At 60.7% G+C, this 12,257-nt stretch carries 12 protein-coding genes; 8 read left to right on the forward strand and 4 right to left on the reverse strand.

Features of this window, described 5'->3' with window-relative positions; all coding sequences use genetic code 11:
* Positions 1–156 precede the first annotated feature (156 nt).
* From MHM84_RS12385 to MHM84_RS12400, 4 genes are all read right to left on the reverse strand, one after another.
* Positions 157–1,812, reverse strand: a complete 1,656-nt coding sequence (locus MHM84_RS12385) for a multidrug ABC transporter permease/ATP-binding protein (RefSeq protein ID WP_239266589.1) — start codon at positions 1,810–1,812, stop codon at positions 157–159.
* 117 nt (positions 1,813–1,929) lie between these two features.
* The gene (locus MHM84_RS12390; protein WP_239266591.1) at positions 1,930–2,847 is read right to left on the reverse strand and encodes a biotin-dependent carboxyltransferase family protein; all 918 of its coding nucleotides are present in this window, start codon (positions 2,845–2,847) and stop codon (positions 1,930–1,932) included.
* Positions 2,844–3,548, reverse strand: a complete 705-nt coding sequence (locus tag MHM84_RS12395; RefSeq protein ID WP_239266593.1) for an allophanate hydrolase subunit 1 — start codon at positions 3,546–3,548, stop codon at positions 2,844–2,846. The genes MHM84_RS12390 and MHM84_RS12395 overlap by 4 nt, the downstream gene beginning before the upstream one ends.
* Positions 3,545–4,297 (reverse strand): 5-oxoprolinase subunit PxpA, encoded by a 753-nt coding sequence (locus tag MHM84_RS12400; protein WP_239266595.1) that lies wholly within the window; start codon positions 4,295–4,297, stop codon positions 3,545–3,547. The genes MHM84_RS12395 and MHM84_RS12400 overlap by 4 nt, the downstream gene beginning before the upstream one ends.
* Before the next feature lie 266 nt (positions 4,298–4,563).
* Between MHM84_RS12400 and MHM84_RS12405 the strand changes: the two genes are divergently transcribed.
* From MHM84_RS12405 to MHM84_RS12440, 8 genes are all read left to right on the forward strand, one after another.
* Positions 4,564–5,001: a VOC family protein gene (locus MHM84_RS12405; protein ID WP_239266597.1), complete on the forward strand. Its 438-nt coding sequence runs from the start codon at positions 4,564–4,566 to the stop codon at positions 4,999–5,001.
* Positions 5,002–5,045: 44 nt separating this feature from the next.
* Positions 5,046–5,993, forward strand: coding sequence for a LysR family transcriptional regulator (locus tag MHM84_RS12410; RefSeq protein ID WP_239266599.1), 948 nt, complete (start codon positions 5,046–5,048; stop codon positions 5,991–5,993).
* Positions 5,994–6,068: 75 nt separating this feature from the next.
* Positions 6,069–7,064 (forward strand): TRAP transporter substrate-binding protein, encoded by a 996-nt coding sequence (locus MHM84_RS12415; RefSeq protein ID WP_239266601.1) that lies wholly within the window; start codon positions 6,069–6,071, stop codon positions 7,062–7,064.
* A gap of 105 nt (positions 7,065–7,169) precedes the next feature.
* Positions 7,170–7,733: a TRAP transporter small permease gene (locus MHM84_RS12420; protein WP_239266603.1), complete on the forward strand. Its 564-nt coding sequence runs from the start codon at positions 7,170–7,172 to the stop codon at positions 7,731–7,733.
* Positions 7,734–7,773: 40 nt separating this feature from the next.
* On the forward strand, positions 7,774–9,075 hold the full coding sequence (locus MHM84_RS12425; RefSeq protein ID WP_239266605.1) for a TRAP transporter large permease subunit: 1,302 nt from the start codon (positions 7,774–7,776) through the stop codon (positions 9,073–9,075).
* 285 nt (positions 9,076–9,360) lie between these two features.
* The gene (locus tag MHM84_RS12430) at positions 9,361–9,753 is read left to right on the forward strand and encodes a gamma-glutamylcyclotransferase family protein (protein WP_239266607.1); all 393 of its coding nucleotides are present in this window, start codon (positions 9,361–9,363) and stop codon (positions 9,751–9,753) included.
* Positions 9,754–10,096: 343 nt separating this feature from the next.
* Complete coding sequence (locus MHM84_RS12435; RefSeq protein WP_239266609.1) at positions 10,097–11,272, forward strand: acyltransferase; 1,176 nt, start codon at positions 10,097–10,099, stop codon at positions 11,270–11,272.
* 77 nt (positions 11,273–11,349) lie between these two features.
* Positions 11,350–12,228, forward strand: a complete 879-nt coding sequence (locus MHM84_RS12440) for an AEC family transporter (protein ID WP_239266611.1) — start codon at positions 11,350–11,352, stop codon at positions 12,226–12,228.
* Positions 12,229–12,257 lie beyond the last annotated feature (29 nt).

Raw genomic sequence — 12,257 nt, forward strand, 5'->3', positions numbered from 1 at the left:
TGGGGTTGGCGGGATGCGCTAACGCCGTATCGACCCCAGACGAGGGATTTGGACGAGGCCGTAACAGCGGGTAAACCTAACGCATAGAATATGGATTTTTATTTGCATCCACAATGGAACTATTTTCCTGTTGAGCAATACATTCACGCCGCTGCTTTATTCAATTCGTGACACGGCATCCCGACTTGCCAGTTCGCGCTGCTCGCCGGTCAGCTCGCTCAATTGACCGTCGCGCATTTCGAGTAGCCGGTCGGCCCGCTCGAAATAGCTGTCGTCATGACTGATGGCGAATACGGTGACGCCTCCTTCGCGTAACCGCGGCAACAGTTCGTGATAGAAGACGCGACGGAACACCGGATCCTGGTCGGCTGCCCACTCGTCGAGCAGCAGAAAGTCGCGCTGCTCGCAGATGGCCATCAACAATGCCAAGCGCTTGCGCTGGCCTTGCGAGAGTTGCGTGGAAGCGACCTGCTGGTCGACGAAGTCCAGCTTATGGCGCATCGCCAGTCGATCCAGCCAAGTATCGATCAGCGCCGGATCGACCTTGTCGCCATGCGGCCCCAGCAATTGATCGAACAGATGGAAGTCGGTGAACACACTGGCAAAGCGTTGACGATAGCGCTCCCAGCCACCCGCCTCGATCGGCTGACCGTCGATGAGGATCTCACCGCTTTCGGGCCGGTACAGGCCAGTCAGCAACCGCGCCAATGTCGATTTGCCGCTGCCATTGCCGCCGATCAGGAAGATCAGCTCGCCTCGCGCGATGGTGAGATCGATTGGCCCCACGGCAAAACCGGCGCGCGCCTCCTGGGCGGGATAACGGTAGGTGACGTTACGCAATTCCAGGGTCTGCCAGTCGGGGGCAGGCGCCGCTGCGCCGAACTCCGCCCGGTAGTCGGCCAGATCCAGCGCGGCGAGCTTATCGAAGGCCACCTGGGCACTGAGTAGCGTCGGCAATGCGCCAACCGCCTGGATCAATGGCGTACGCAGGAAAAGGATCGCCAGGGCGTAGGTCGCCGCCACGGTGGTGTCGGCCCACCCCAGGCCGTTGGCCATGAAGAATACGACCCCGATGGCGCCGAGCATCATGATGTTGGACCAATTGTTGGCGCTCAGGTGGTAGGTATCGGCGCGAATGATGTGGTGAAGGTAATCTCGGGCATTGGCCTCGTAGCTGTTTTCGTAGAGGCGCCTGGCGCGATGGCGGTTGAGTGCCAATTCCTTGCGCCCGTCGATCACCGATTCGTAGTCACGATAAAGCCGGTCCTCGGCATCGCGCACCCGATAAAAATGCCGGTAAACCTGCGACACGAGCCACCAGCCCACCGCCATGGTCACGGCAATCCATACCGCCGTAACGGCGAGCATGGGCGGCGAGAGCGAGAAGAGATAGGCCACCGAGGCCAAAGTCAGAATGACGCCCTGTACCAATTCGGGAAGACGTACGAAGGCGATGGTCACGTTACGCACGTCGCTCGACAGACTGGCCAATAAGTGAGCGCTTCCCAACTGCTCGAGCCGCTCGATATCGGTATCCAGGATACGCTTGATCAGTCGGCCACGCAGGTGGTAGACGAACCGATGGCCCAGTGTCGTCAGGGCCAGTTGCGAGGCCAGCGACACGGCTAGCAGCAGTACCAGCAACGCGATGAACTGCGGCAGCTCGCTCAATGCATTGCCTTCGGCGACGATCAATCGCTGATTGATGAAGGCAATGACGCCGATCCCCAGTCCGGCACTGATCATGCTCAGCGCCATGACCCCGATGAAAGGCCAGCGATAGTCGCGAAAGACGACGCGCAGCAGTTCCATAACGTTTCCCGAGTCGTGATTGCAGGCGCACACCTTTGGCGAAAACGCGGCCTGCGTCAACGACTCGTTTGCATTACAGCGCGCTGCTGCCTACCGCTGTAACAGCGAGTGAGTCTTTTACTGCCAACGCTGCCACTGTTCCAGGTACGCCTGCCTGGCCTGGCCGGGCGTCACCGCCACCAGATGCAGCGACTCGCCCGGCGCGCACTGGGCGAGTCGGGCGCAGGCCAGCGGCGTCAGGGCGCCAAGGCGCGGGTAGCCACCGACGGTCTGGCGGTCGTTGAGCAGAATGATTGGCTGGCCATCGGCGGGCACCTGGACGGCCCCTAGCGGAATGCCCTCAGACACCATGCTGCCAAGCTGGCAGTGCAGCTCGGGGCCGCGCAACCGGACCCCCATGCGATCGGCACGGGTGTCGACCTGCCACTCGCTATTGAAGGCCGCGTACAGACTCGCCCCGGTGAAGTGAGCGATCTGTGCACCGACTACCAGCGCCAGCTCGCTTGAGCCCTCGGGCGGCAACCTCAAGTCATCGGGCAGTTGCCTGGGCACGGAGGCCTCGTCTGACCAAGCGATCCGATCGCCTGTCGCCAAAGCCCTGCCTTGCCCGTCCAGCCCGCCCAGTCCTTCACGCACTACGCTGGACAGGCTACCCAGCACAGGCTCGGCCTGGACGCCTCCCGGCATCGCGAGATAGGCACGCAACCCCTTGGCGGGCTGAGTGAATGCCAAGCGCTGTCCCGGCTCGATCGTGAAGCTGCCACCGGCGGGCAGAGGCTTTCCATCCAGTGTCGCTCCCAGGTCGGCCCCGGCCAACGCCAGCGTGGCCCGCGACTCGGCACGCAGCACGAGTCCTCCCACGGCGATCTCCAGCGCTGCGGCCATGGGAGAATTGCCTAGCTGCCAGTTGGCCCAGCCCAACGACACCCAATCCAGCGCGCCGCCCTGGGTTACGCCCAGGTGACGCACCCCAAAGCGACCGCCATCTTCTATCAAGGCCAGCGGCCCGGTGCGTTCGACGATCAGACCGCTCATCCGCGTTCCTCCAGCGGTGTGGGGTCGCCGCCCTGATCGATGAACGTCTCGCGGTCTATTGCCTCGAAGCGTACGCGATCGCCGGGCCGAAACAGGCTGTAGCCTTCGCGGCCTCGGTCGAACAGCGCCACCGGGGTACGTCCGAGGATGTTCCACCCTCCCGGCGAACGCATGGGATAGATGGCGGTCTGGCGATCGGCGATGCCCACGCTGCCGGCGGCCACCTTCTGGCGGGGCGTCTTCAGTCGCGGCGTGGCCAGTGCCTCCTCGACCAGTCCCATGAAGCCGTAGCCCGGCGCGAAACCCAGCGCGAAGACGCAATAATCCCGCCCACAGTGACGTGAGATCAGTTCCTGGGTATCGATCCCCAGGCGCTGGGCAATGCGCGGCAGCTCGGGACCGACACTCTCGTCGTACCACACCGGAATCACGTGGAGCTCGCCCTGCACCTCTTGTGTCGGCTGCAGCCCATGCAACGCCTGGCGTGCCAGGTCCCAGGACTCGATATGCGTTAGCCGCATCACGTCATAGTGGATCAGCAAGGTGGTATAGGACGGCACCAGATCGACCAGTGCCTCGCCGAATGCCTCGCGCAGTGCAGCATCCGCCGCTGTTAGCCACGGCATGTGGCTTTCGTCGATGGTGTCGAACAGACGGACGATGATACTGTCCATCCCCACCGTTTCGAGTCGCGGCGTCATGCCTGCTCCAGCGTCTGGAACGCTTCGCGAATGGCACGTACCGCGGCCACCGATTCGGCATTGTCGCCATGCACGCAGAGCGTGTCGGAAACCAGTGTCAACGAGGTGCCGTCATTGGCCGTCAACGGCTCGCCACGGGCCAGCTTGACCGCCTGCTCGACGATGACTGCCTGGTCGTGATGCACCGCGCCCGGCTCGCGCCGCGAGACCAGTTGGCCGCGCGTATCGTAGGCGCGGTCGGCGAAAGACTCGAACCACAGCGTAATGCCCATCTCGGCGGCCAACGCCTTCATCGGTTCGGGGTCCGCCGTGGCCATGACCAGCAGCGGCAATTGCGAGTCATAGGCCTGAACGGCACGCATCACGCCGCGCAACAGGTCGAAGTCGCGGGTCATGTCGTTGTACAGCGCGCCGTGCGGCTTGACGTAGGCGACCCGACCACCTTCGGCACGGCAGATACCGTCCAGCGCCCCGATCTGATAAAGCAGCATGGCTTCGACCTCGGCCGGCGAACAGGCCAGCGAACGGCGGCCGAAGCCCTGCAGGTCGGGATAGGCGGGATGAGCGCCGATACGCACTCCATGGGTGACGGCCAGCGCGACGGTGCGGCGCATGATGGCCGGATCGGAAGCATGGAAACCACAGGCGATGTTGGCGCAGTCGACGTAGGGCATGACCTCGTTGTCGAGGCCCATGGTCCAGTTGCCGAAGCTCTCGCCCATGTCGCAATTGAGTAGCGGGACGGGCATGCGATTTCCTCTCGTTATTATCGTTGGTTTGCGATACTGACTAGGCACTGTCCGAAAAGTACTGCGCTCGTCGACTTTTCAGACGGCACCTAAGATATTTACTTTAAGAATCGCTCTGAAAACGGTCCAATCGTTTTTCGTGATGCTCGGTATAGATGCAACTTTTCATTGAGTGTTTTTTACGAAAACAGTTGACGTTGCCACGGACACGGGCGAAGAATTCTGCAGGCAATCACCCGACAATTTTTATAAAAGGAGGCCTTCTCATGGCTGTCAGCGATCCCTTCCATCTGGCTATCCAGGTCCGCGATATCGACGAGGCGCGGCGCTTCTATGGTGACTTCATGGGCTGCCCCGAAGGGCGTTCCTCGGAGAGCTGGGTCGACTTCAACCTTTACGGCCACCAGTTCGTCTGTCACCTCAACCCGGCGTTGAAAGACAATCCGGTTTCCAGCCACAAGAACCCGGTCGACGGCCATGGCGTGCCCGTTCCGCACTTCGGCATCGTGCTGGAAATGGATGCCTGGGAAGCCCTGGCCGACAAGCTGCGCGCCCACGGGGTCGAGTTCGAGATCGAGCCCTACGTGCGCTTCAAGGGCGAGCCTGGCGAACAAGCCACCATGTTCTTCTACGATCCCTCAGGCAATGCGCTGGAATTCAAGGCCTTCAAGGACCGCGAGACCCAACTGTTCAAGAAGGCGTGATTTCGACCACCAAGACTGACGCCGCTGCATAACGAGGCGCTGCCATGTTCGATTTCAAGGAACTCGACGCCTTCGTCTGGGTCGTCCGCCTGGGGTCGTTCCGCAAGGTCGCCGCCCGCTTGCACCTGACCCAGCCGTCGATCTCGGATCGCATCAATCGGCTGGAGGCGGCGGTCGGCGAATCGCTGCTCGAGCGTACCGCCCGCCCGGTGCAGCCCACCCTGCGTGGGCGGGAATTCTTCGAGCATGCCGAACGCCTGCTGGCGGGTCGCGAAGAAGCGCTGCGCCTGTTCCAGAACGAGGAAGAGTTCTCGGGCACGCTGCGCCTGGGCATCATCGAGACCATTGCGCATAGTTGGTTTCCCGATTTCATGCGCCGCCTGGCCGAGCGCTATCCGCAGTTGACCATCGAACTGACCGTGGATATCTCGCCGCTATTGCATCAACGCCTGGCCGACAACGATTTCGACATGTTGTTCGCGATGGACGGTGTCGCTCCGGGGCTGTGTGTGGAGCAGGTCCCCCTGGCGACCTTCGAGATGGGCATGTTCGTCGCCCCGCATCACGTCGAGACTCTGCGCCGAAAAGGGCCACGTGCCCTGCCGTTCATCTCGTTCTCCCGCCAGGCCCGACCCTATGGCGAACTGGTCGCCTACCTGGCCGAGCAGGGCTTCGACGATCCCAAGATCCACTGCGCCAGTACGTTGATGGCCATTGCGCGCATGAGTATCGAGGGCCTGGGCATCGGCGCCCTGCCGGTCTCCACCGTCGCAGATAGCGTAAAGAACGGCGAACTGGTGCAATTGGCCTTGCCCACACCGCTGCCGGCCATGTACTACGACGCCATCTGGCGCACGGCGAGCTACCCCAGCTTCAGCCGCAGCGTGTCGCAGCTCGCCCAGGAATGCGCGACCCGCTATGCCCAGGAGCATGCCGACGATGCCACGCTACCCAAGGTGAAAGCCTGGGCCGATACTGAGAATAAGAATTAACGATTTGACCTTGCAATAGCGTGGCTTGAAGAATGAACCGACCCGACCCGTTCAATAACAACACGAGGTAACTCCATGCCTACCCGCCTTTTTTCCCTGGCCGCAATGGTGACTGCCGGCGCTATGGCCGTCTCGGTGCCGGCATTCGCCGCCGAACAATGGAATCTGGCCACACCTTATGGCGATGCCAGCTTCCACACCCAGAACACCAAGCAGTTCGCCGAGGACGTGCGCCAGGCCACCGACGGCGAGGTCGACATCACCGTGCATAGCGGCGGTTCGCTGATCGGCCATGCCGAGATCAAGCCATCGGTGCGCCGTGGCACGGTCCAGGCCGGCGAGATATTCCTCTCCACCCTGTCCAACGAGTCGCCGATCTACGAGGTCGACACGCTGCCGGGGCTGGCCAACAGCTACGAGGATGCCTATGCGCTGTGGCAGGCTTCCAAGCCGATCATCACTCAGCTGTTCGCCAAGGAAGGAATGATGCCGCTGTACTCCGTGCCGTGGCCCTCGCAGGGCATCTACACCGATTTCGAACTGACCGACGCCTCGCAGTTCCAGGGTCTGCGCGTGCGTGCGCCCAACATCAACACCCAGCGTTTCGTCGAGAACCTCGGCGGCAATCCCACCGAGACCGAGGAAGCCGACATTCCCACGGCATTCAGCACCGGGCGCGTCGACGCCATGATCACCTCGGTCTCGACCGGCAAGGCCATGTCGGCCTGGGATTACGTCTCCAACTTCAGCGATGCCAACCTGTGGTTTCCGAAGAACATCGTGTTCGTCAACAAGCGTGCCTTCGATCGTCTGGACGAGTCCGCCCAGCAGGCGGTACTGGACGCCGCGGCCCAGGCCGAGCGCCGCGGCTGGCAGATGAGCCGTGACGACCGCGCGGCCAGCGTCGACGCGCTGGAGGAGCACGGCATCACCATCACCGAGCCCCAGGGCGATCTGCAGTCACAGCTGCAGGCAGCCGGCAACGAACTGTTCGAGAACTGGCAGGAGCGGGCCGGCGAACAGGCCGAACGACTGGTGTCCGACTACCGCAAGCGTCAGGCGGCCCAGTAACGCCAACCGGGCCGCCCCGGCGGCCCGACCCGACTGTGGGGCGCGATGCTGTCTTCCAACGACATAGTCGCGCCTTCGCCCCACCCGTCATGTGGACGTTTCGCCATGACCTTCCGACTCCGCAAACTCTATGACCTGGGTGCCTGGGGTGCCGCCGCCTGCATGCTGGTCATCTGTGCCCTGGTTACGCTGCAGGTATTGTTCCGCTGTCTGGACGGCCTGCTGGTTCTGTTCGGCGCCAGCCGGCTGGGCCTTGAAGTCTCCGGCGTCTCGGAGATCGCCGCCTATCTGCTGGTCGGCGCCACCTTCCTGAGTCTGGCCTATACCTTCGTGCATCATGCACATATCCGGGTAACGCTGGTGATCTCGCGTCTGCCGTCCGCAGTTCGCGTATGGGTCGAGAGCGCCTGCCTGATCGTCGCCCTGGCATTGTGCCTCGTGCTGGGCTGGGAACTGATCGGTCTGATTCGCGAGAGTCTCGACTACGGCGATGTCTCTTCCGGCCTGCTCGCCATTCCGCTGTGGATACCGCAGACGGTGCTGACGATCGGCGTCGGCCTGCTGTGCCTGGCACTCATCGAGGCTCTGGTCGCCACGCTGCGCATCGCCGTCACGGCACCGAGCCGCTACGTCGCCCCCGAACGGCATGAAGAGGCCGGTGGAGAATGAGCCAAGCCCCTCGCCCAACATACTCCTGGAGATCGCTCCCGTGCTGACTCTCAGCCTCGTCACGATCGCCGCCCTGGCCCTGCTGTTGGGCGGTGGTGTGTGGATCGCTTTCGCCCTGCTCGGCACCGGCTGGATCGCCCTGTCGACGTTTTCGAGTTTCGAACCCGGCCCTATCCTGGCCTCGGACTTCTGGGGCGCCAGCTACGGCTGGGAACTGACCGCCCTGCCCATGTTCGTGTGGATGGGTGAAGTGCTGTTCCGTTCGGGCCTGGCCGATAACATGTTCCGCGCCCTGTCGCCATGGCTCAATCGCCTGCCTGGGCGCCTCCTGCATTCCAACATCATCGGCAGCGGCCTGTTCGCTGCCGTGTGCGGCTCATCGGCGGCGACCTGCGCCACCGTCGGCAAGATGACCCTGCCGGAGCTGGAACGGCGCGGTTACGACGCCAATCTGGCCATCGGCACGCTGGCCAGCGCATCGACACTCGGCCTGCTGATTCCGCCCTCGATCATGATGATCGTCTACGGCGTGGTCACCGAGCAGTCGATCTCGCGTCTGTTCATCGCCGGGATCGGTCCCGGCCTGTTGCTGCTCGGCCTATTCATGGCCTATTTGATCGGCTGGTCGCTGCTGGTCGGCGAGCGCCAGGGGCGCGCCGGCAAGCGCGAGCCTTCGACCTCGCTGCGCGATAAATTGGCCAGCAGCGTCCAGCTCATACCTTTGCTGGTGCTGATCGGCGGTATCCTCGGCAGTATCTATGGCGGATTCGCCTCGCCCACCGAAGCGGCCTCGGCCGGCGTGGTGCTGTCGATGCTGATTGCCCGCGCCAACGGCCACTTCGACAAGGCGATCTTTCTCGACTCGCTATTCGCCGCCCTGCGAACCTCATGCATGATCGCTTTCATCATCGCCGGGGCATCGTTTCTCTCTTCGGCGATGGGCTTTACGCAACTGCCCATGCAACTGGCCAACGCCATCGCCGAGATGGGCCTGTCGCCCACGGCGCTACTGATCATCCTGACGCTGTTCCTGCTGCTCCTGGGCTGCTTCCTGGACGGGATTTCACTGATCCTGCTGGTGACCTCGATCATCATGCCGCTCATCGAGACCGCCGGTTTCGATCTGATCTGGTTCGGCATCTACCTGGTGATCGTCGTCGAGATGTCGCAGATCACCCCACCGGTAGGCTTCAACCTGTTCGTCATTCAGGGCATGACCGGCAAGGACATCATCACCATCACCCGCGCTACCGTGCCGTTCTTTCTGCTGATGCTTCTGGCCATTGCCCTGATGCGCCTGTTCCCCGAGATCGCGCTCTATTTGCCGCAGGCGATGAACTGATCCAGCTCATGCCGGTCCGTGTCGCCGAATGCGGCCGGACCGGACGCCCCAACGCCCCAAGGCATCGTCGACCACAGGCGCAACGATGCTAGACTAAGCTCTGTCTGAAAAATCGGTGAGCGATGGCCAGACAAGGCAAAAATTGGCGAAAAAGCGGAGTTTACGCGGTGTAAATGAGCATTTTGAGCCGATTTTTAACGCCGTGTGGGTGAGCGCAGGCATTTTTCAGACAAAGCGTAGCGCCTTCGTCAGTCGAGATCGTTTCTTACTGCAGGAGCCCGAGCCATGCTAACTCCCGCGCTCGCCATCCAGCGTACGCCGCTGGTGGCCGTCTATGGCACGCTGAAACGCGGATTGCGCAATCATCATTGGCTAGCCGATGCGCAGTTCCTGGGCTCGGATCGCCTCAACAGCGTGACGCTCTACGACCTTGGCCCCTATCCCGGCGCCAAGACCGAACTCTCACAGGGCATCGAGGTGGAAGTGTTCCGTGTCGACACGCCGGTACTGAGCGCGCTCGATCGACTGGAGGGATACCGGGTACGTACACCGAAGCGGGGCGACTACGACCGCCTGATCCATCACACTACCTTCGGCCCGGCCTGGCTGTATCTCTATAACCACAGCGTGTCGGGCTGTCCCGCTATCCGCGAAGGCGGCTGGCCACAACTCCTATGATTGGACTATCCTCTTCAGCCCTGTCCAACTGGGACCGGAGCGACAGCCGTTAGAAGATAAGCATCAACAGACCGATTACTACAACCAAGCCGATAAGAAAAATTATACCTGCCGTACTTGCCAGAAACTTGAGCATGTGACCTCCCTATCTCTGCTCTTAACTCACTATCTCAAGCTAGTTATTGGCTAGCATGCCTTCAAGTATAATTTCGTACGACCAACATAACGGCGCCTAGCCAAGGTCGGCCGGCCTTCATGGCACGGAACTTGAAAACTGAATCATGGTCGCAAATCTGGTACTCGCAAGCCCACAAACGTAACGAAGCCGATAGGTAATGGATTGATGGCAGGAGCTTCTCACATAACCGCGATAGGACAGAAACGGGAGTTTCATAGCCTGACTGCTCTCCGAGGTATCGCCGCCACGTTGGTCGTCATTTTCCATTTCTCGGGCGGGTTCCTGCCCAGCCTACAGCTCGAACGCTACACCGCTTTCTTTCGTCAAGGCTATCTATGGGTCGATTTCTTCTTCCTGCTCAGCGGGTTCGTATTGACCCATGCATATGGAAAGACATTCAGCAACCGCTTTGACTGGTCACGTGCGAGAACATTTGCTATAGGGCGCTTGGCCCGGCTGTATCCGCTGCATCTCACAATACTGACAATGTTTCTAGCCCTCGAGTTCGTGAAGTTAATCCTGCACAATGCCGGACATCTAAACGACGCACCATTCGTGAACGGAAACACACTGGATAATTTTCTAGCTAATATCGCGCTGATTCAGACACTAGGTTTCATTGACACTCCAGGCTGGAACGGGCCGGCCTGGTCTATTGGTGCTGAGTGGATTGCCTACCTATTATTTCCCATCCTTGCACTATGCCTACTTAACTTATCACGTCTATGGATGGGGCTAGCTCTTATCGCAAGCTTTAGTGGCTTGGCCTGGATTTCTTTTCGTCTCGGACATATCGATGTTACTTATGATCTCGGCCTGTTGCGCTGCTTGCTTGAATTCAGTGCTGGCATCGTACTTTACCGCCTGGTCAGCCTTCGGCATCCCGGCTGGTGGTCATCGGATGGTGCAGTACTAACGCTGTTGGCGGCGACAGTTGCCTCCATGCATTTCAATGTTTGGGATGCTCTCATTCCCGTGCTGATGGCGTTGAGCATCGTTTCCTTGGCAGGCAATAACGGTTATATCAATCATGCTTTTTCGCGCCAACCCATGATTTGGTTGGGAACGATTTCCTATTCTATCTACATGTCTCATCTGCTAGTGCTGCGTACCTTCGAGCTAATCGCGAATACCCTAGTTTCTCCATCTGCAGTTAGACACTTCGATGCTATCGATTCACTCGCATTGCTCGTGTTACTGCTTGGTATCGTGTTAGCGCTCTCGCATGCGCTTTATCATTGTGTCGAAGATCCTGCACGACGAGCAATTCGCCGCCGCTTCATTGAGCCGGGAACGCAGAAGCAAGCCTGCTCATCGCCAGGTAACGCTTCAACCCATTAGCAAACCCCACATTGCATAACCATGTGTCGATTATAGACAATAGTCGAATAATTTCGCATCGACACTAAGGACCGCCCATGTTCGCCGAACTCTTTGCCGTGATGGCTCCCGTCTTCTTCGGAGCCAGTCTCGGCTTTTTCTGGAAGCGGCTGGGCTACGATTATCCTGTCGATTTCATTACCCGCCTGGTCTTCAATATCGGTACGCCCACCCTGATCCTTGCCGCACTGGGCAACGCCGAGATCGATGCGCGCAGCTTCGGCCAGACCATGCTCGGCACGCTTATGGTACTGCTCCTCATGGCTGCAGGCAGCTTCGCGATAGCCAAGCTGCTTCGCAAGGATTGGAAGGTCCTCATCTCGCCGATGATGTACCCCAACACCGGCAACATGGGGTTGCCGGTGGTGCTCTATGCCTTCGGCAAGGCCGGCTTCGCCTATGCCATTACCATCATGGTCTCGGTGGCCCTGGTGCAGTTCACCTTCGGTGCCATGCTGGCCAGCCGCAGTGGTCATCCACTGCGTACGTTGCTGCGCACCCCGACCGTCTACGCCATTCTGATCGCTTCCGCCCTGCTGCTTACCGGCCATACGCTGCCGCGCTGGCTGTCCAACACGGTCGAATTGATTTCCGGTTTCAGCGTGCCGCTCATGCTGATCACGCTGGGGGTCTCGCTGGCCAGCATCCAGGTACGTAGCCTCGCTTCGAGCCTGGAATTCAGCCTGCTGCGCATTCCCGCCGCGGCGCTGGCGGCCTTTGGCGTATCGCAACTTCTCGGCCTGCCACCGCTGGCGCAAAGCGTACTGATCCTGCAAATGAGCATGCCAGTGGCAGTCTATAACTACCTGTTCGCCCAGCGCGCACGCCGCGAGCCGGAATACGTGGCCGGACTGGTGTTCTGCTCGACCCTGCTCTCGTTCCTGTATCTGCCGCTATTGCTGGCCTTCATGATGTGAAGCCATGACGGATCGGCTAGAGTGGGTTA

The organism is Halomonas sp. McH1-25, assembly GCF_022348165.1.
Classification (GTDB): Bacteria; Pseudomonadota; Gammaproteobacteria; order Pseudomonadales; family Halomonadaceae; genus Modicisalibacter.